Source organism: Pseudomonas sp. SORGH_AS_0199, from assembly GCF_031453735.1.
GTDB lineage: Bacteria > Pseudomonadota > Gammaproteobacteria > Pseudomonadales > Pseudomonadaceae > Chryseomonas > Chryseomonas aestiva.
The window spans coordinates 2,579,876-2,599,305 of record NZ_JAVJAE010000001.1 but is presented as its reverse complement, the minus strand read 5'-3'; the positions used below and the strand labels follow the sequence as shown (position 1 = coordinate 2,599,305).

Sequence of the window (19,430 nt, the reverse complement as noted above, 5' to 3'; positions counted from 1 at the left end):
GCTACAGGGGACCGCGCCAGTCCGGCAAGACTCCCGTTACCCGAGGCGATTCTTCACCAGACGGCCACCTTGCAGGATGACGTCGAGTCTTTCGCCCTGCCCCACCAGACAGGAGATATCAGCCAGCGGATCGCCATCCACGACCAGCAGATCGGCCAGGGCTCCGGTCGCGATACAACCCAGTTCGCCCTCGCGTTCAAGGATGCGTGCCGCGACACTGGTGGCGCTGCGCAAGGCCTCCAGATTGCCCAGCACCTCGGCGCGGATGCGCAGTTCCTGGGTCTGGTATTCGTGCATCTCGCCCAGCAGGTCGGAGCCGTAGCCCATGGGCACGCCCGCCTCGGCGAAGAATTCCAGGGCGCGACGGCCCGCCAGACGGACATCTTCGATCTTAGCCACGGAATCCGCCGGCAGGCCATAGCGCGCGCCGTGCTCGGCGAGCATCTCGTAGGTCACCTGGGTGGGCACGGCGAAGGCGCCCCGCTCGCGCATCAGCTGCGCCGTATCCCGGTCGACCAGATTGCCGTGTTCGATGGTGCGTACCCCGCACGCCACGGCGCGGCGAATGGCGCGGGCAGTATAGGCATGGGCCATCACATAGGTGTTGGCCGCCTCGGCTTCCTCGACGATGGCGCAGATCTCGGCTTCGCTGTACTGGGTATTGGCGATGGGATCAGTAGGTGAGGAAACACCGCCGGAGGCCATGATCTTGATCTGGCTGGCGCCCTGCTGCAGTTCTTCGCGCACCGCCTTGCGCACGTTGTCCACCCCATCCACCACCCGGGCGATGGCACCGGCGCGGAAACAGCAACTGCACGGCTCGTTCAGCAGGAGCTCCCCACGCGCCCGCATGTCCCCGTGGCCGCCGGTCTGCGACAGCGCCTTGCCGGAGGCGAAGATCCGCGGGCCCGGCACCAGTCCCAGGGCAATGGAGCGCGCCAGCGCCCAGTCCGCACCGCCGGCATCGCGGACGGTGGTGAAACCGCGCTCGAGCATCGCGCCCAGGATCGGCAAGGCGCGGTACATGATGATGGCGTTGGGCTGCAGGGCGTTGAAACCCAGGTTGGCACTGGACGCCAGTACATGCACATGGCAATCGATGAGGCCCGGCATCAGGGTGCGGCCGCCCAGATCGATGACGGTGACACCTGCCGGCGGCGCAGCGCTCTGGTCGCGTACGGCGGTAATGCGCTCACCGTCCACCAGGACTTCTTTACCGCTGATCAGGGTGCCGGTGGTCAGATCGAGCAGCTTGCCGTTGCGCAGTAGTAGAGAGGTGTTTTGAGTCATGCGGATTCTCCCGAGGGTTGGCCGCTGGCGCCGTCGCGGAACAGCGCGGCGCCCCCGGCACTGATGGCCGCGGCGAACATGATGTAGAAGGCTGGCGCCAGGTGGCTGTCGGTAGCAGCGATCAGCCAGGTCACGGTAAAGGTGGCGAAGCCGCCGAACAGGGTCACGGCGAAGTTGTAGGCCACCGACAGTCCGGTGGAGAGCACCCGCGTCGGCAACAATTCGCCGAAGGCCGCCAGCAGACCGCCCAGATAGCCGGAGATCAGCAGCCCCAGCACGGCCTGGAACACCAGCAGGGAAGGCAGGCCCGGCCAGCGATTGAGCATCCAGAACAGCGGCCAGGCGGCGCAGAAGATGGCCACGGCCGACCCCAGCAGCCAGGGTCGCTTGCCATGGCGATCTGCCAGGCGCCCTACCAGGGGCGTTGCCACCAGCAGCACCACGCCACCGAGTACACCGGCGGTGAAGCCCAGGCCGCTGGGCAGGCCCAGCACCCGAGTAGAGTAGGACGGCAGGTAGAACAGCACGGAGTAGGTGCAGACCGTCCAGAGCACGACCATGGAAAAGGTAATGGCGGTCTGGCGGGGATAGATGCGCACTACCTCCCGCAGCGGCGACTGGGCACGCTCGACGGAGGCATAGGCAGGGGTTTCGTCGATGCGGCTACGGATGTAGAAACCGACGGGGCCGATCAGGGAGCCGAACAGGAACGGCAGGCGCCAACCCCAGCTCTCAAGTTGCTCCGGGGTCAGCAACGCCGACAGCAGCGCGCCGGCGCCTGCACCCAGGGCGACCGCCACCCCGATGCTGGCCTGGATCCAGCTGGAGTAGTAGGCCTTTTGCCCAGCGGGCGCGTGTTCGGTGAGAAAGGCGGTCGCGCTGCCCATCTCGCCACCCGCGGAAAAGCCTTGCAGCAAGCGCGCGAAGACGATGAGCGCCGGGGCGAACAGCCCCCACTGGGCATAGCCCGGGGTCACGGCGATGATCAGGGTACCGGCGGCCATCAAGAGGATGGTCAGCGACAGCGCCGCCTTGCGACCGCGGCGATCGGAGTAGATGCCGAGCAGGATGCCACCGACCGGCCGCATGAAGAAGCCGACGCCAAAGGTGGCCAGGGCCAGGAGGTAGGAGGTGAGTTCGCTGGCGGTCGGAAAGAACACCTTGGCGATGATCACGGAGAAGAAGCTGTAGACGGTGAAGTCGAACCACTCCAGACCGTTGCCGATCACGGTTGCGACCACCGCCTTGTTGGCCTGGCGGCGGTGGGCGGCGGACGGCTGCGGAAAGGTCGTAGCGCTCTGCATTGTTGGCTCCCTGAATGCAAGTCGCGCAGGAAACTCGGGAGTCCCTGCACCGGCGACGGCAGTTTCGATAAAGGAAACAGGACGAGGATCTCCGCCCTCTGCCGCCGAGCTTAAGGGGCTACCGGGGACGCAGGAAAACGCTGATTGCAGGGGTTTGCATGCGCCTGACGCATGCAAGAGCGATCAGTGCGACGCGCTCAGGCTGTCGTTCAGCCAGGTCTCGAAACGGCGCGCCGCCAGGCCCGGCTGGCGATCGCCCGGCCACAGCAGGTAGTACCCCCCCTGCCCCTGCACGCATTCGCTACAGGCTGCCACCAGCGCACCCGACTGCAGGTGGGCATCGATCATGGGGCGCCAACCCAGGACGATACCGTGGCCGGCAATCGCCAGATCGACCAGGATGGGGTACTGACTCACGGTGAGCCGCTGGCGGATCCGCGGGGCGGGATAGCCCAGCCGCGCGAACCATTCCGCCCAGGAGAGCCAGCGCCGCTGACCGTCCTCGATCATCAGCAGGCACCGGTCGAGCAGCTCCGGGGGTGACAGCTGACGCCCGCCCAGGTAGTCCGGCGCGCAATAGGCGCCTACCCACTCGGGAAACAACTGGCGGCCAGCCAACCCTGGGGGCGGCGGCTCACGCAGGAAATAGAGCGCCAGATCGAATTCGGGCTTGAGCAGGGTATCGAGGTTGTCCAGCACCCGCAGGCGCACGTCGATGCCGGGAAAGGCACTGGCGAAGCGGCCGATCAGCGGGCCCAGCCACAGTGCGGCCACGCCCGAGGAACAGGCCAGCACCAGCTGCTGCTCGCCACTGATATCCATGACGTCCGCGGTGGTTTCCGCGAGACCCGCGAGCAGCTGCTGAACCCGCTCGGCATAGCGCTGCCCGGAGACGGTCAGGTGCAGCCGCTTGTGCTCTCGACGAAACAGCGCGCGACCGAGAAAGGCCTCCAGCTGCGCCACCTGACGGCTGATGGCGCTCTGCGTGAGGTTGAGTTCCAGCGCCGCCCGGGTAAAGCTGCCGAGCCTGACCGTTGCCTCGAAGGCAATCAGATTGGTCAGGGGTGGCAAGGGCTCGATACGCATCCGGAGGCTCTGCAACACTGAGCTGAAACGGCCAGTCTAGCGCCTCTGACGGGCGCGGGGCGTGCTCAACGATGCTCGAACTTCGCCGGCCGCTTCTCGACGAAGGCCGCCATGCCTTCCTTCTGGTCGGCGCTGGCGAACAGCGAATGGAAGACCCGGCGCTCGAAGCGGATGCCCTCGGCCAGGCTGGTCTCGAAGGCGCGATTGACGCTTTCCTTGAGCAGCAGGGTCGCCGGCAGCGAACGACTGGCGATGCCGCGGGCGGCTTCCAGGGTGCGCTCCAGCAGCTCGTCGGCGGGAAACACCTGGGCGACCAGCCCGGCACGCTCGGCTTCGGCGGCGTGCAGCTGCCGCCCGGTCAGGCACAGTTCCATGGCCTTGGCCTTGCCCAGGGCGCGGGTCAGCCGCTGGGTACCGCCGATGCCGGGAATCACGCCCAGGGTAATCTCCGGCAGGCCGAAGCGTGCGGTGTCGGCGGCATAGATGAAGTCGCACAGCAGCGCCAGTTCGCAACCACCGCCCAGGGCATAGCCGGCGACGGCGGCGATCAGCGGTTTGCGCCGCTCGGCGATGCGGTCGGCGACGCGGAAGTAGTCGTCCAGGTAGATCTGCGGATAGCCCTGCCCGGCCATTTCCTTGATGTCGGCGCCCGCGGCGAAGGCCTTGGCCGAGCCGGTGAGCACCACGCAACCGACCTCGGGATCGGCGTCCAGGCGCGCCAGCATGGCATCCAGCTCATGGAGCAGCTGGGCATTGAGGGCGTTGAGCGCCTTGGGGCGATTGAGGGTGATGAGGGCGACGCGCGCCTCGATCTCCAGCAGCAGGGTCGATTCGGTAGAGGCTTCGCTCATGGTCTTGTCCTTGTCTAGTCGTTGAGTTCCAGCGCCATGGCCGTGGCCTCGCCGCCGCCGATGCAGATGGCGGCCACGCCCCGGCGCAGACCGCGCTGGCGCAGCGCCTGGATCAGGGTGACCAGGATGCGCGCACCGGAAGCACCGATGGGATGGCCCAGGGCACAGGCGCCACCGTGCACGTTCAGGCGTTCCGGGTCCAGCCCCAAGGCATCCTGAGCGGCCAGGGCCACCACGGCGAAGGCTTCGTTGATCTCGAACAGGTCGACGTCGCTCAGCTGCCAGTCGATGCGCGCGAGCAAGGTACGGATGGCGCCGATGGGCGCGGTGGGAAAGTCGCCCGGCGCGCCGGCATGGGCGGCATGGCCACGGATCGTCGCCAGCGGCCTCAGCCCTTCGCGCGCTGCCGTGCTGGCCCGCATCAGCAGCAGCGCTGCGGCGCCATCCGAGATGGAACTGGCGTTGGCCGCAGTGACGGTACCGCCTTCACGAAAGGCCGGCTTGAGGGTGGGAATGCGTGCCGGATCGGCACGGCGGGGTTGCTCATCGGTGTCGATGCTCAGGGTTTCCCTGCGTCCCGCCACCTCCACCGCCACGATCTCGCTGGCGAAGGCACCGCTGGCCTGCGCCTGGCGCGCCCAGGCGAGGGACTGCTGGGCATAGGCATCCTGGCGTTCGCGGCCGATGCCCAGGCGCGCGGCGCAATCCTCGGCGAAGGTGCCCATCAGGCGCCCGGGTTCATAGGCGTCTTCCAGGCCGTCGAGAAACATGCTGTCGATCAGGGCGCCATGGCCGAGGCGGTAGCCGCTGCGGGCCTTTTCCAGCAGATAGGGCGCGCGACTCATGCTCTCCATGCCGCCCGCCACCACCACCTCGCCACTGCCGGCGCGCAACAGGTCATGGCCGAGGATGGCCGCCTGCATCCCCGAACCGCACATCTTGTTCAGGGTGGTGCAGCGCGTGCTCTGGGCCAGACCGGCGCCAAGCGCCGCCTGGCGTGCCGGTGCCTGGCCGAGGCCGGCGGGCAGCACGCAGCCCAGCAGCACCTCGTCGACCCGTTCCGGCGCCCAGCCCGCCCGTTCCAGTACGGCGCGGACCACGGCGCTACCAAGCTGCGGCGCCGACAGCGCGGCCAGTTCGCCACCCAGGGCCGCCATGGGCGTACGGGCGGCGGCGACGATGACAATGGGGTCGTTCATGACGATTCTCCTAGCGCGGGGCCATGCGCAGCGCGCCGTCGAGGCGGATCACCTCGCCGTTGAGCATGGGATTCTCGATGATGTGGCGGACCAGGGCGGCGAATTCCTCGCCGCGGCCGAGGCGCGGCGGAAAGGGCACATTGGCGGCCAGGGCGTCGCGTACCTCGGGGGTCATGCCGGCCATCATGGGCGTCTCGAAGACGCCCGGCGCTATGGTCATGACCCGGATGCCCTGCCCGGCCAGTTCGCGCGCCGCCGGCAGGGTAAGCGCGGCAACGCCGCCCTTGGAGGCGGCATAGGCGGCCTGGCCGATCTGGCCATCGAAGGCAGCGATGGAGGCGGTGTTGATGATCACGCCGCGCTCACCGCCGACATTGGCCTCACCCTGGGCCATGGCCGCCGCGGCCAGGCGCAGGACATTGAAGCTGCCCACCAGGTTGACGTTGATGATGCGCGCGAAGGCGGCGAGATCGTGGGGACCATTGCGCCCGAGGATGCGTGCGCCGCCGACGATGCCGGCGCAGTTGATCGCCCCCTGCAGACTGCCCCAGCGGGCCAGCACGGCATCCAAGGCGGCGCTCAGGGCCTCGGCATCGGTCACGTCCACGGCCAGCGCCAGAGCCTGGTCGCCGAGCCGTTCGGCCTGGGCCTGCACGGCCTCGGCCTGGAGATCCAGCATTGCCACTCGGGCGCCTGCCGCGATCAGTCCCTCAGCGGTGGCGGCGCCCAGGCCGGAACCGGCGCCGGTTACCAGAAAGGTTTGCTCGTCGATGCGCATGGTGGCACTCCCCAGGATGATGGACTCATCTTCGATCCTCGGCCGGGGTCGGACAAGGGCCGGAGCGCTCAGTCGCAGCGAGCGATCCGGCCCCTCGTTCACCAGGGCAGGACCTGCCCCTGGTAGTCGAGAAAGGCGCAGCCAGGCTGGCCGGCCCGCGCCTCGATCGTCGCCACCAGACCGGCGACGCTATCGGCCACCTCGACCGGCGCGCTGGACCCGCCCAGTTCGGTGCGCACCCAGCCCGGGTGCAGTGCCAGCACGGCGAACGCCGGCTGCTGCCCGGCGACCCAGCTCTGCAGCAGGCTGTTGAGCGCTGCCTTGCTGGCGCCATAAAGTAGCATTTCGGCGGCTCGTGCCAGACTGACGCTGCCCATCTGCGAACTCAGGCAGGCCGCCACCCCGGCAGCGGCCATCCGCGGTGCCAGGGCCTCCAGCAACCGCAGGGGCGCCACGGCATTGGTGAGGAACAACTCGCCCAGCTCCGCGACGCTCGCCCGCTGCCCGTCCTCTTCCATCGGCCCCATGATGCCGGCATTGACGATCAGCCGCTCCAGCGAGCCATCACCCAGCTCGTCCAGCAGTCGCGTGCCCAGGTCGGGATCGCGCAGATCGCCGGTCACTACCCGCAACCGCCCCTTGGCGGCCGCGACCATCGTATCCAACGCCGCATTCGGCGTTCGCACCACCGCCAAAACCTGAGCCCCTTGCGTCAGATAGCGCTCCACCAGCCCCAACCCTATGCCCCGCGAGGCACCTATCACCCAGACATTCATAGCCTTCTCCTCAGTCGGTCAACGTGATGCGCAGATGCCGTTTCTTGCCCAGACTCACCCGCCGACCCGCGTCGCTCAGCGCCAGACGGATATCGGGATCCATCACCGGTTGCTCGTCCAGGCGCAGGCCGCCGCCTTCCGCCAGTCGACGTACCGCACTGCGCGACGGTTGCACTCCCGCCTCGACCAGCAACTCGACCAGGGTGACGCCCGCGTCCAGTTGCCTGCGGCTTAGGGCGACCTCCGGCAACTGCCCGGCGCCGTCGCGATCGGCGAATACCTCGGCGGCGGCTGCCTCAGCCTCGCGTTGCGCCCGCTCGCCATGGGCCAGCCGGGTCGCCTCATTGGCCAGCACGCTCTTCGCCAGATTGATTTCCGCACCGCCGAGCGCGCCGAGCCGCCGCACCTCGTCCAGCGGCAACTCGGTGAACAGGGCGAGGAAGCGCTCGACGTCGGCATCGTCGCAATTGCGCCAGAATTGCCAGAAGTCGAAGGCCGACAGCCGCTCCTCGTTGAGCCAGACCGCGCCCTGGGCCGACTTGCCCATCTTGCGGCCGTCGCGGGTGGCCAGCAGCGGCATGGTCAGGCCATGGAGCTGGGGACCGCCCTGCCGGCGTGACAGCTCCACGCCGTTGATGATGTTGGCCCACTGGTCGGCACCGCCCAGTTGCAGGGTGCAGCCGTAGCGCCGCGACAGCTCGACGAAGTCGTAGGCCTGCAGCAGGGTGTAGCCGAATTCCTCGAAGGACAGCGAGTGCTCGCGGTCGAGACGATTCCTGATGGCATCGAAGGTCAGCAGCCGGTTGATGGAAAAGTGCCGGCCGACGGCGCCGAGAAAATCCAGGTAGCCCAGGCCGTCGAGCCACTCGGCGTTGTCCACCACCTGGGCGCGGCCGTGGCCATCGCCCACTTCAAGATAGCGGTGAAAAGCCTTGGCGATGCCGGCCATGTTCAGGGCGATCTGGCCGTCGGTCAGCACCGGGCGGCTACTGTCACGAAAGCTGGGATCACCGATGCGGGTGGTGGCGCCACCGATCAGCAGGAGGATGGGATGGCCGGCGCGCTGCAGCCAGCGCATCAGCATCAGGCCCTGCAGGTGGCCGACGTGGAGGCTGTCGGCGGTGGCGTCGAAGCCAAGATAGCCGGTCACCGGTCCACTGGCAAAGGCACGGGCGAGGCCGTCACGATCGGTGGTCTGGTGCACGAAGCCGCGGGCTTCGAGGGTGGCGAGCAGGTCTTGCTGGGTGCTGTCCATGGGGTCTCCTGTGGCTGGACGGTGCCAGGGAGACCGGGAGAAGTTGCCTTGACCGAGCCGCCCTAGGCGGTTCGGTCATGCAGCGCAGTACCTACCACCCGATATTGATCAGGTAGTAGTAATAGGCGCTGATTGGGCAAAGGAAGGTTCGCATGGGGCGTCACGCTACCGGCTTGCCCAGCGGTTGGCAACTGCGAACCGCTCGCACTGCCGCTTCGACCAGATGTCGCACCTCCCCTGGCAGGCGCTGAACGAACGGCGACAGTGGCGTTCCGACACCTGTCCTTTGCCAGCAGTATCGAGACGCAGAGATGAACCTACCCGCTCCACCCCTAGCGATCCCCCGCGCCAACGTGGCGTTTCCAGGTGTACCTGGACAAGGAACATCCCTTGCGTGAGAGGATCCCACCGATGAAAAGCATCACCCCGGCCAATCTGTTGCTGCTACTGCTTTGCCTCACGGTGCTGGCCTACGCGACCGACCTGATCGGCTAGCCTCGGCCTGGAACAACCTCAATGAGGCGTAGCTGATGGTTGCCGTCCGGCGTCTCTTGGCCTAGCGTTCAGGCCGTGTCCGTCAGAGAACTACAGCGTCATGCCCAGCCAACTCTCCAGCACCGTCGAAAGCATCGAGCTGCTGGCGTCCCTGGATTCCGTCGCGGCGCTCCTGCGCGTCGTCTGTGATGTCAGCGGCCTTGGGGTCGCCACCGTCGCCGAGGTCACCGAGCAGCGCTGGATCGCCTGCGCGGTGGAAGATCGCATCGCCTTCGGCCTGCAACCCGGCGCCGAATTGGACCTCGAATCCACCCTCTGCAACCACGTACGCTCCTCCCACGACGCCGTGATCATCAGCGACGTGACCCAGAACCCCACCTACTGTGATCACCCGGCGCCCGGCCTCTATGGCTGGAAGAGCTACCTGTCGGTCCCGGTGTTTCGACCCAACGGCACCTTCTTCGGCACGCTGTGCGCCTTTGATCCCCAACCCGCACCGCTGCTGGAGCAGCGCCCGGTGATCGCTACGCTGGACGGCTTTGCCCGCCTGCTGGGCGAACTCCTCGCCCGCGAAGAACAGCGTCGCGAAGAAAGTCCCGGCCCGCGTGGCGACCTCGATCTCACACCGTTGCGCGAACAGTTGCTGGTGCTGCTGGAGGAGGATCTGCAGCATCCGCTGCAGGCGCTGGCCAAGGACGCGCCCGTGGATGCCTCCCAGGCGCAGCGCTGGCAGACCGAGGCCCGGCGCCTGGCCGAACGCAGCGCTGCGGCCGCCGACTTCGTGCGCGTCCGCCTGGGCCATGGCCTGCCCCTGAAACCGGCCCTGGTGGCAGGCGCCAATGAACGGCTCCTGGACCTGCTCGTCAGGCTGCAGACGCGTTTCCCCGACCATACCCTGGGCAGCGAGTTGCCGGAGCTACCCGCCGCCCTGCGCCTCGACCTGCCGCGCCTGTTGCAGGCGGTGGAGGCGCTGCTGGAGTGGGTCGCATCCCGCAACCCTGCTGGTGGCACCCTGCTGCTGCGCGGCGTGCTCGACGAACGCTGCTACCGCCTCGCCGTGGAAAGCCGCACCGCCGTGGTGGAGCCTGCAACCCTGAACCAGGTGTTCCAGCCGCTGCTGACCCAGGCCGATTCCGAGCAGCCCGCCCGCCTGGACCTGGGCCTCTATCTCGCCCAGGAAATCGCCCGCGGCCATGGCGGCAGTCTGGTCGCGCGCCTGGAAGCCGGCCACCTGAGATTTCTCCTTACCCTGCCCACTGCTCTGGATTGATACCCTTGCCCTTCCCTTCTCCCCTGCTGGTGATCCGTCACGGCGAAACCGACTGGAACGCCAGTGGTCGCCTCCAGGGTCGCCAGGACATACCCCTCAACGCGCGCGGCCGTGCCCAGGCCGAAGCCGTGGGCCTGGCCCTGCGCGACCGCCTCGACGTCTCTCGCTTCGCCTGCCTGAGCAGTCCGCTGCAACGCGCCAGCGCGACGCTCGATCTGATCCTGGCGCAGCTGTCGGGCACGCCAAGAAGCCTGGCCCGCGATGCGCGCCTGGCGGAAAAGGCCTTTGGTGACTGGGAGGGACTGGACATGCCGACCATCGCCCAGCGCTATCCGGAGCAGCACGCCCGACGCGTCGCCGAGCCCTATACCTTCCGGGTACCCGGTGGCGAAAGCTATGCCGATGCCGCCGAGCGGGTGCGCCCGCTGCTGGAAGAACTCCAGGGTCCCACGCTACTGGTGGCCCATGGCGCCCTGATCCGCAGCCTGCTGGTGGCGACCGGTCTGGCCAGCACTGAGGTGGCGACCCGGATGGTCATCCACCAGGGGCGCTGGCTGGAACTCGATGCGACCGGTTATGCGTGGTACAGCGCGCCTGGCTGGGACGAGCAGTCCTAACTCAGCCGCCGGGCGAACTGGCTGACCGCGCCCACCACCTGGCGGGCGCCCTCCTGGATCTCGGTGATGCGCACCCCGGCGTTGCTCGCCAGGTGCAGCCCCTGCTCCGCCTGCTGGCGGCTGGCGGCCATGTTGCTGACCGCGGTCTGCGCCAGTTGCTGATTCTGCTGCACCACCCCGACGATCTCTTCGGTGGCCTTGCTGGTGCGCCCGGCCAGTTGCCGGACCTCGTCCGCCACCACAGCGAAACCCCGGCCCTGTTCGCCCGCCCGGGCGGCTTCGATGGCGGCGTTGAGCGCCAGCAGATTGGTCTGCTCGGCGATACCGCTGATGGTCTTGACGATGGCGCTGATCACCAGCGACTGCTTGCCGAGGTCCTCGATGCCGTTGGCAGCGACCTGGATCTCGTCGGCGATGCGGGTCATCACCGCCACCGTGTCCCGCACCACCGCCGCACCCTGACGGGCGCTTTCGTCGGTGGTCTGGGAGATGTCGAAGGCGACCCGCGCGGCTTCGGCCACCGCCAGCTCCTGCTCCACCTGCTCGGTGATGACGGTGGCGAACTTGATGACCTTGTACAGCTCGCCGCGGGTGTTGAGCACCGGGTTGTAGGAGGCTTCCAGCCAGACCGTGCGGCCATGGCTGTCGATGCGCTTGAAGCGACTGGCCACGTAGTCACCCCGGTTGAGCCGCTCCCAGAAGGCGCGATAGTCGGCCGATTCGGCCTCTTCACGGCTGCAGAACATCCGATGGTGCTTGCCGACGATCTGCGCCAGCGAATAGCCCATGCCCTGCAGGAAGCGCTCGTTGGCGGTGAGCACCTCACCGGACAGATCGAATTCGATCACCGCGGTGGAGCGCAGCAGTGCATTGATGATGCCCGAGTGCTCGGTGGAGACTTCCACCTGCTCGGTCCGGTCGTAGGCATAGCAGCGGATCTGCTTGACCTGGCCCTGGCTGTCACGCACCGGCGTCCAGATCGCATAGAGCCAGGCAACGCCGCCCGTGCCGCGCAGCAGCCGATAGATGCCACTGGCCTGGTGACCTTCGCTGAAGCTTCGCTTCAGATCCCGATAGCAGTCCATGCATTTGATGTAGTCGGGAATGAGGTCGTCGAGTTTCCATCCGGTCAGGCTGCCAGGCGCGTAGCCCAGGCAGAGCGCGAAGTTCTCATTGAAATCCTCGATCCGGCCCTGGGCGTCCAGCAGCAGATGCAGCGAATCCTGATGGAAGGCCGCGCTGACCTGGCGGTGTTCGGACAGTTCGGCTTCGAGATCGGCGATGCGGCGTTTGAGTGCGGAGTTGAACATGGGATCACCCAGGAAAGTTGTGTCTTCCTCTGGTTCGACGCGCCGCGGAATTTCTTGACAACTCGCTGATGAACGCCTGCACCCGGTTCCGGCAGAGGAGGCGCGGGTGGCGCGCCCCGTCTGGCGACTCCCGGCAAACACCACTCGCTCTAGCCTGCCGGTACCGCTTTGATGAGGGACGCCTGCGGTGGCCGACAAAGCCACGGGTAATCCGTTACCCGACCGTTCGACGAAGCGACGAGCGGTATCGTCAAACTGTCGCAGCCACGCGCTCCGGAAGGGTCTGCCGGGCCTGACCTTCCAGACGTTTCACCAGCGCCCCGAGATCGATCAGGGTCGCCTGGCGACTGTTGCCCGCGGATCCTACGCCCACCCAGCTCTGCGCCCGCTGCGCCGGTACTGCCCCGCCCTCCCCTGGCAACTGCCAGCTGCGCGCCAGGGCATCGGCGCGCAACTCGGTAAAGGCCTCGATGGCCTCGACCCGCTGCACCACGAAACCCAGGCGCTGGCTTTGCCCTTCCACCACGATCACCTGATCGCCGGGACCGGACTCCACCGCTGTCGCACCGGCCAGGGTCCGCAGGCAGACCAGGGTGATCTGCTGGCCGCGGACCTCCATCAATCCCAGCAACCGCGGATCCCGCTGGCCGAGGCGTAGGTAGTGCGCCGGCAGCGGCAAGACCTCCGCCACCTGCTCCAGCGGGACGGCGAACAGCAATTCGGCGAGAAAGGTCAGGCACGGCTGACGGCGGACCTGACGACGCTCTTCGCGCAGCAGGTCGCGATCGGTGCGATAGATCCGCGCATAGGCCACCGCCGCCTCCTGGCACCCCAGGGCCAGGTGATCGATCACGATGGCCGCCTCGCCCTCCGCGGCGCTGAACACCCCGCGCAACAGCCCGGGCTGCTCCAGCCCGAAGCCAAGCAGCGGCGCGCACTGCGCCGGATCCCGCCGCCACATGCCGAGCAGCCGCTGGAAGCCGAAGGCGACCCGATACTGACCCCGGTCGCCCGCCGCCAGCACCAGCAGCTGCTCATGGTGAGCCTGGGCGGACGTGGCCAGCCCCAGCAGCTCGGACAGCTCCAGCACCGGCAAGGCCTGGCCTCTCAGCTGCACCTGGTAGCGACAGCTGTCGCTGGCGAATTCGCTGGGCGTCAGCTGCGGTCGATCCACCAGCTCCTGAACCACCGCCGCATCCAGGCACAGGCGCCGCCCGTCGCACTCGAACAGCAGATAGAGCCGCTCCGCTTCCGTGCCAATGGCGGCCTGCCGCTGTAGCGCCGGCGGCCTGTCGGCACTGACCTCGAAGCCCGGCAAGGCGGCCAGGGTGTCCAGATCCAGCAGATGGACCAGCCGGCCGCTTTCCGGGCGCAGATGGACGCGCCCCAGCAGGCGCCCGGGCGTCCCCTGCAATTGCACGATGGCGTCATCCGCCAGCTTGAGGATGTCCACCACCCCATCGATGGCCAGGCCGAAGCGTCCCCCCCCATGACGGATCACGGCGATCCGGCGCTCGTGCTCGACCGCCGGCAGCCCCAGCAGGCAATGGCCGTCCACCAGCGGCAGCGGCTGGCCGCCCAGCTCGAAGAGGCCCAGCAACCAGGGCACCGGACTTGGATGAGGCGCCAGGCGCTCCGGCCAGGGCACCACGCGTTCCAGGGCCTGGGCGGACAGCGCGACTTCCAGTTCGCCGATCCGCACCACACCCTGGGTCACGGCCGTCCTCCCCCAACCACCGGCGAAAGGGTGGTGGCCGCGTCCAGTTCCTGGATCAGCTGATTGACCCGCGCCGCATCGTCGAGCTGGGCCGCGGTGGAGCCGTTGATGGCCTCGATGGACTGCTGGGTCTTGCCCACCCCTTCGGCGATCAGGCCGAAGGCCTCGCCCACGCTGCGCGAGATCTCACTGCCCTGGGCGATGCTCTTGACCGACTCCAGGATCAACTTGTTGATCTCCTTGGTCGCCTGGGACGACTTCTCGGCCAGCTTGCGGACCTCATCGGCCACGACCGAGAAGCCCAGGCCGTGCTCGCCGGCGCGAGCCGCTTCGATGGCGGCGTTGAAGGCGAGCATGTTGGTCTGATTGGCGATGTCGCTGATCACCTGGACGATGTCCTGGATGCCTCCGGCCGTGGTACCGATGGCCTCCATGGCGTCCAGCGAGCGGGTCAGGGTCAGGGAACCACGCTCGGCTTCTTCCAGGGTGCGTCGGGCCATGCGGTTGGCGTCGTCGGTGGTCTCGGCGATCTGGTTGATGGAGCGGGTCAGGGCGTGCAGCGAAAGATTCATCTGCTCGATCTTCTGCCGCACGTGCTGTTCCATCTCCACCTGGCGGGTGATGTCGGTGGCGAACTTCACCACCTTGTGCACCTGCCCATCGGCGTCGAAGATGGGGTTGTAGGTGGCCTGGATCCAGATCCGCTGGCCGAATTTGCTCAGCCGCATGAAGCGCCCGCCAAACACCTCGCCCTGGGCCAGCCGCGCCCAGAACTCGCGGTACTCGCCGGAGGCGACGTGCTCCGCCTCGCAGAAGATGCGGTGATGCTGGCCGCGGATCTCCTCCAGCCGATAGCCCAGGGTCGCCAGGAAGTTGCGGTTGGCTTCGAGGATCTTGCCGGTCAGATCGAATTCGATCACCGCCTGGCCGCGGTCGACGGCCGCCACCTTGCCCGCATAATCGCTGTTGCGAATCTGGCTTTCGGTGATGTCCACGGCGAACTTCACCACCTTGCACGGCTTGCCGTCGGCGTCGAAGATCGGGTTGTAGGTGGCCTGGATCCAGATCTCCTCGCCCCGGCTGTTGCGTCTCTTGTACACCCCGGCGTCGAATTCGCCCCGCGCCAATTTATCCCAGAACAGCCGGTACTCCGCCGAGCGGGCATAGTCGTCGGGACAGAAGATGCGGTGATGCTTGCCCACCACTTCATCGGTCTGGTAACCCAGGGCCAGCAGGAAGTTGCGGTTGGCGGCGAGCACCGTGCCGTCGAGGGAGAATTCGGCGATGGCCTGGGATCGGTCGATGGCCGCCACCTTGCCTTCGTAGTCGCTGTTGCGCAGCTGAGTCTCGGTGACGTCGCTGGCGAACTTGACCACCTTGTACGGCTTGCCCTCAGCATCGAGGATGGGGTTGTAGGTGGCCTGGATCCACACCTGGCGGCCGTCGCTGGCGCGTCTCTTGTACAGCCCGGCATCGAAGTCGCCGCGGCCGAGCTTTTCCCAGAACAGCCGATAGCCCGGCGAGCGGGCATGCTCGGGTTCGCAGAAGATCCGGTGATGCTTGCCACGCACCTCGTCCAGGCTGTAACCCAGAGCCGACAGGAAGTTCTCGTTGGCCGTCAGGATGTTGCCGTGCAGATCGAATTCGATCACCGCCTGGGCACGGTCGATGGCGGCCATCTTGCCTGCGAATTCGGCGGCCTGAAGTTGCGCATCGGTCACATCGGTGGCGAACTTCACCACCTTGTAGGGTCGACCGTCGCTGTCGAGGATGGGGTTGTAGGTGGCCTGGATCCAGATCGGTCGCCCATCGCGGCGGATGCGCTTGTAGACCCCGGTATCGAAGACACCCTGCCCCAGGCGATTCCACAGCAGGGCGTACTCCGCCGAACGCGCGTATTCGGCCGGGCACATCAGGCTGTGATGACGCCCGCGCAACTCGTCCAGCGCATAGCCGGTCATGCCGAGGAAGTTGTCATTGGCCCAGAGCACGTTGCCCTGCAGATCGAATTCGATCACCGCCTGGGAGCGATGGATGGCTTCGATCTTGCCTTCGTACTCGACCGCCTGCAGCCGCGTCTCGGTGATGTCGGTGGCGAACTTGATGATGCGCTGCGGGCGCCCCTGCGCATCCAGCAACGGATTGTAGGTGGCGCGAATCCACCTCAGAGTGCCGTCCTTGTGCTTGCGGCGATAGACACCGCTGTGGAACTCGCCGCGCGCCAACGCCGCCCAGAAGTCCTGATAGTCCTCGCTCTCCGCCACCCCGGGCGGACAGAACAGGCGGTGCTGTCGCCCGCTGATCTCGTCGAGGCGATAGCCGAAGGTCTGCAGGAAGTTGTCGTTGGCGTGAAGGATCGTGCCCTGCAGATCGAATTCGATCACCGCCAGGGAGCGGTCCAGCGCCTGGCGCAGGGCATGATAGGCAGAGGCATCGTCGACAGCAGCGGATTCGGCAGAGGCGGAAAACATGGGCAGCTCCAGGAGAGAACTCGGCGAACAGGTTATCGGCAATCGCGATAACAAATTGAACACCGTCTATCCTAGAGATGTTTTCTCCTGGCGGATTGCCAGTAGTCGTCCGATGAACGACCTTAAGTTTCCCCCCGACGTTCAGACCACCAGCTTGGCGCCTATGACCAGCAGCATGACCGCCAGACAGGGCCGCAGCACGCCATCCGGTACGCGTCCGGAGAGATGGCTGCCCAGGAAAATCCCCGGCAAGGACCCCAGCAGCAGAAAGCCCAGGACATGCCAGTCCAGATTGCCCAACCCGGCGTGACCGAGTCCCGCCACCAGCGTCAGGGGGACCGCATGGGCGATCTCGGTACCGACCAGGCGCCGGGTCGCCATCAGCGGATAGAGCAGGAACAGCGCCACCGTGCCCAGGGCCCCAGCGCCGATGGAAGTCAGGGTCACCATGAAGCCCAGCACTGCGCCGGTAAGCACCGTCAGGGCGTTGAGCCGCCTGGCACTCAGGTGAAATCTGTCGCTGGCATGGCGGCTGGCAAAGGCGAAGATCTGCTTTTTGAAGAGAATGGCCAGGGCCGTCAAAAGCAGCACGATGCCCAGGGCATGCTTGATGAGGGCATTGGTCGCGTGCTGATCACCGGGCAGCAGCGCCAGGGCGAGTAGCGTCAGGGCGGCGGTGGGTACGCTGCCGGCGGCCAGCCAGCCGGTCACCGTCCAGTCGATGTTGCGGTTGCGCTGGTGAACGAAGACGCCGCCCGCCTTGGTGATGGCGGCATAGAGCAGATCGGTGCCTACCGCTGCCGCGGGGTTGATCCCGAACCAGAGCAGGATGGGGGTCATCAGCGAGCCACCACCCACGCCCGTCATGCCAACGATGAAGCCAACCACCAGCCCCGCGATCACGAAGCCCAACGCCCCTACTTCCATTACAGCCCCAATTGCCGTTGTCGGCTCATCTTGCGGCCGCACAGGATAACCACTCAGGTTAGACCGACCTATATTGAAAGGGTCTTTGCTTATAACCGATAACACTAGATTCCCGGGTCAGCGGCTCTGGTGGGCATTCAGATAGGCCGCGACCTCTTCGTCGCCATAGCCGGCGCGCCGAGCATGCGCCTCGATGGCGGCACGGCAGGCGGGATCGGTAACGGTCGCCGGCATGACGGTGCCGCAGGGCGCCAGGCTCGCCTGCGCCAGGAAGCTCTCAAGATCCTGCTTGTGTTCGTCCGCGACCGAATGGGTACCCGTGGTGGGTGCGTGGGCCGCTACCGGGGGCGTGGTGGTGGCCACCACGGCTGGCTCACTGCTGGTCGAATCGCTACGGTGGGTGGTTGCCACTGCAGCCACTACCAGCAGGCCGAAACCTGCGGTCAACACCAGCAACTTGCGAGTTGAAGTCCCGCTCATGATTTCTTCTTCCCTATGAAAAAGCTGACAGCTCGGACCTGAAAACGACATGAGCTGCCGAAAGTCCGACTTTTAACCAATCAAGTCAGACAATATTTTTCCAGTCTGTGTTCAGTCAAAGGCGGCGCATGCCACACTCGGCGGTATCAGGAGACAGGAGCGGCTCATGCAGCACAAGGATTTCATCGGCCCCCGGTTGCGCCAGCTCAGCGCGGACCTTTCGCTCGCCGATCGTCTGGCGGAGAGTGCCCAGGTCGATCTCAATGCCGACCTGAAGCGCCGGGTCCGGGAAGACCTCGAACGGGCGTTGCGCGAGGTCGGTCAGCTCAGCGAAGAGCAGACCCTCTGGCTGAACTGGGCGACCAGCTAACCCGGCACGCCCGCCGTCGTCGCGCTGTAACGCGCGGCTGCTATCTGTAGCGGCAGCCATCCTCTGGAGCCGAGCATGAAAGCGGAATACGAAATCAGTGACGACATCGCCCACTTCGTCGGGGGCGCCTTGATCAGCCTGGTGCTGCTCAGTGGCGGAGCCATCGGCGGCGCCCTGTTCCTACTGGCCGAGACCTTCAACTGACCGTTTGTCGCCAGTCGCGTCACTCCCGCAGCAGCTGCGAGGCCGTCCTTGACCGGGTCAGTGTTCGACCGCGCAGCCGTCACTCGCCCCGAATCCGCCCGCATCTTGCATTACCCGCCCGCCGCATTAGTCTTGAAAGTGCCAATAACAATTAGTGCAGACGGCAAGAGGTCGGATCATGCGCACCCAACTGACCCGCTCGATCACCCTGTTCGACAGCCCGGATCATCAGCCTGCGACGGCAGAGGTCTCCTCCGCGCCGGGCAATCGCAAGCGCAACCTGCAGAGGTGGACCAAGACCCTGGTGTTCGGCACCTCGTTCGCCGTCGCGCTCTGTGCGCCGCTGCTGCGGCATCTGCACTGAGACCGGGTACCAGCACTGGACACCCGCTGGCCGCCACCTGAATCCCAGGCACAAAAAAACCGGCGCTGGGCCGGTCTTCTGCTGTGCATCTTGATTGGTGCGGACGGAGAGACTCGAACTCTCACACCTTGCGGCGCCAGAACCTAAATCTGGTGTGTCTACCAATTCCACCACGTCCGCGAGACGCTTGAAAGACGAACGCCAGACACGAGGTCTGGCGTTCGCTGAATATGGGGTGGACGATGGGAATCGAACCCACGACACCAGGAGCCACAATCCTGTGCTCTACCAACTGAGCTACGCCCACCATATCTTACGTGCTTGCCGTCGCCGAACCGCCAATGGCGCGCCCGGCAGGACTCGAACCTGCGACCATCCGCTTAGAAGGCGGATGCTCTATCCAGCTGAGCTACGGGCGCCTGTTACGGCAGCTGCCCTAGCAGAGACTTCCTTGGTGAGAAGCCTCTTGCCTGGCCCTTGTCAGTGACTTGGGCTGTGCTCGGCAAGCGGGGCGAATGTTATAAAGCTCCCGCCGGCCCGTCAACTAATTTTTAAAAAATTTTTAAGCAGAAGAATGAGTTAGCCGCCGCAGAGGCTTCTCTGTTGCCAGCGGGCCCGTCCATGCGAAAATAGCCGACCTCTTTCCGTCACCACCAGAAATCGCCC

16 protein-coding genes, 3 tRNA genes and 4 pseudogenes are annotated in these 19,430 nt (G+C 66.4%); 5 read left to right on the top strand and 18 right to left on the bottom strand.

Going from position 1 to position 19,430, the window contains the following annotated elements:
- Positions 1 to 36: 36 nt before the first annotated feature.
- The 8 genes from QE444_RS12235 to tyrS form a co-directional block, all read right to left on the bottom strand.
- Positions 37 to 1,290 carry an amidohydrolase family protein gene (locus QE444_RS12235; protein WP_280307130.1) on the bottom strand — a complete coding sequence of 418 codons (1,254 nt, stop codon included), beginning with the start codon at positions 1,288 to 1,290 and terminating at the stop codon, positions 37 to 39.
- On the bottom strand, positions 1,287 to 2,594 hold the full coding sequence (locus QE444_RS12230) for an MFS transporter (protein WP_280307129.1): 1,308 nt from the start codon (positions 2,592 to 2,594) through the stop codon (positions 1,287 to 1,289). The genes QE444_RS12235 and QE444_RS12230 overlap by 4 nt, the downstream gene beginning before the upstream one ends.
- A gap of 183 nt (positions 2,595 to 2,777) precedes the next feature.
- Positions 2,778 to 3,680, bottom strand: coding sequence for a LysR substrate-binding domain-containing protein (locus tag QE444_RS12225; protein ID WP_273862857.1), 903 nt, complete (start codon positions 3,678 to 3,680; stop codon positions 2,778 to 2,780).
- Positions 3,681 to 3,745: 65 nt separating this feature from the next.
- The gene (locus QE444_RS12220) at positions 3,746 to 4,531 is read right to left on the bottom strand and encodes an enoyl-CoA hydratase (RefSeq protein ID WP_158891100.1); all 786 of its coding nucleotides are present in this window, start codon (positions 4,529 to 4,531) and stop codon (positions 3,746 to 3,748) included.
- Between the two features lie 14 nt (positions 4,532 to 4,545).
- A complete protein-coding gene (locus QE444_RS12215; protein ID WP_273862855.1) occupies positions 4,546 to 5,730 on the bottom strand; it encodes an acetyl-CoA C-acyltransferase in 1,185 nt (394 codons plus the stop codon).
- Between the two features lie 10 nt (positions 5,731 to 5,740).
- Positions 5,741 to 6,508 (bottom strand): SDR family NAD(P)-dependent oxidoreductase, encoded by a 768-nt coding sequence (locus QE444_RS12210; protein WP_187979051.1) that lies wholly within the window; start codon positions 6,506 to 6,508, stop codon positions 5,741 to 5,743.
- Between the two features lie 98 nt (positions 6,509 to 6,606).
- A complete protein-coding gene (locus QE444_RS12205; protein ID WP_309738754.1) occupies positions 6,607 to 7,284 on the bottom strand; it encodes an SDR family oxidoreductase in 678 nt (225 codons plus the stop codon).
- Positions 7,285 to 7,294: 10 nt separating this feature from the next.
- A complete protein-coding gene (gene tyrS, locus QE444_RS12200) occupies positions 7,295 to 8,539 on the bottom strand; it encodes a tyrosine--tRNA ligase (protein ID WP_273862853.1) in 1,245 nt (414 codons plus the stop codon).
- A gap of 595 nt (positions 8,540 to 9,134) precedes the next feature.
- Between tyrS and QE444_RS12195 the strand changes: the two genes are divergently transcribed.
- Together QE444_RS12195 and QE444_RS12190 are read left to right on the top strand one after the other, a co-directional pair.
- Positions 9,135 to 10,304: a GAF domain-containing protein gene (locus QE444_RS12195; protein WP_187979048.1), complete on the top strand. Its 1,170-nt coding sequence runs from the start codon at positions 9,135 to 9,137 to the stop codon at positions 10,302 to 10,304.
- 5 nt (positions 10,305 to 10,309) lie between these two features.
- Positions 10,310 to 10,921, top strand: coding sequence for a histidine phosphatase family protein (locus QE444_RS12190; RefSeq protein WP_280307120.1), 612 nt, complete (start codon positions 10,310 to 10,312; stop codon positions 10,919 to 10,921).
- Here QE444_RS12190 and QE444_RS23610 read toward each other — a convergent pair.
- The 7 genes and pseudogenes from QE444_RS23610 to QE444_RS12165 form a co-directional block, all read right to left on the bottom strand.
- A pseudogene (locus QE444_RS23610) lies at positions 10,918 to 11,355 on the bottom strand (methyl-accepting chemotaxis protein); the annotation flags it as partial. The gene QE444_RS12190 and the pseudogene QE444_RS23610 overlap by 4 nt on opposite strands.
- A gap of 105 nt (positions 11,356 to 11,460) precedes the next feature.
- Positions 11,461 to 12,231: pseudogene (locus QE444_RS23605) on the bottom strand (PAS domain-containing protein); the annotation flags it as partial.
- A gap of 250 nt (positions 12,232 to 12,481) precedes the next feature.
- Positions 12,482 to 13,948, bottom strand: a complete 1,467-nt coding sequence (locus QE444_RS12180) for a chemotaxis protein CheW (RefSeq protein WP_309738747.1) — start codon at positions 13,946 to 13,948, stop codon at positions 12,482 to 12,484.
- Positions 13,945 to 14,391 (bottom strand): annotated as a pseudogene (locus QE444_RS23600) (methyl-accepting chemotaxis protein); the annotation flags it as partial. The gene QE444_RS12180 and the pseudogene QE444_RS23600, both read right to left, overlap by 4 nt.
- A gap of 165 nt (positions 14,392 to 14,556) precedes the next feature.
- Positions 14,557 to 16,419 (bottom strand): annotated as a pseudogene (locus QE444_RS12175) (PAS domain S-box protein); the annotation flags it as partial.
- A 141-nt stretch (positions 16,420 to 16,560) separates the two neighbouring features.
- A complete protein-coding gene (locus QE444_RS12170) occupies positions 16,561 to 17,346 on the bottom strand; it encodes a sulfite exporter TauE/SafE family protein (RefSeq protein ID WP_133859332.1) in 786 nt (261 codons plus the stop codon).
- 117 nt (positions 17,347 to 17,463) lie between these two features.
- Positions 17,464 to 17,826 (bottom strand): hypothetical protein, encoded by a 363-nt coding sequence (locus tag QE444_RS12165; protein WP_187979044.1) that lies wholly within the window; start codon positions 17,824 to 17,826, stop codon positions 17,464 to 17,466.
- 166 nt (positions 17,827 to 17,992) lie between these two features.
- On the opposite strand from QE444_RS12165, the gene QE444_RS12160 reads away from it, so the two are divergent.
- The 3 genes from QE444_RS12160 (at position 17,993) to QE444_RS12150 (ending at position 18,764) form a co-directional block, all read left to right on the top strand.
- Complete coding sequence (locus QE444_RS12160) at positions 17,993 to 18,196, top strand: hypothetical protein (protein WP_133859334.1); 204 nt, start codon at positions 17,993 to 17,995, stop codon at positions 18,194 to 18,196.
- 75 nt (positions 18,197 to 18,271) lie between these two features.
- Positions 18,272 to 18,400: a hypothetical protein gene (locus QE444_RS12155; protein ID WP_260175664.1), complete on the top strand. Its 129-nt coding sequence runs from the start codon at positions 18,272 to 18,274 to the stop codon at positions 18,398 to 18,400.
- Positions 18,401 to 18,578: 178 nt separating this feature from the next.
- Positions 18,579 to 18,764 (top strand): hypothetical protein, encoded by a 186-nt coding sequence (locus QE444_RS12150; RefSeq protein WP_133859335.1) that lies wholly within the window; start codon positions 18,579 to 18,581, stop codon positions 18,762 to 18,764.
- Positions 18,765 to 18,859: 95 nt separating this feature from the next.
- Here QE444_RS12150 and QE444_RS12145 read toward each other — a convergent pair.
- The 3 genes from QE444_RS12145 to QE444_RS12135 form a co-directional block, all read right to left on the bottom strand.
- Positions 18,860 to 18,944: transfer RNA gene (locus tag QE444_RS12145), tRNA-Leu, on the bottom strand.
- 51 nt (positions 18,945 to 18,995) lie between these two features.
- Positions 18,996 to 19,071 (bottom strand) — tRNA-His (locus QE444_RS12140).
- Positions 19,072 to 19,106: 35 nt separating this feature from the next.
- Positions 19,107 to 19,183, bottom strand: a tRNA-Arg gene (locus QE444_RS12135).
- Positions 19,184 to 19,430: the final 247 nt, after the last annotated feature.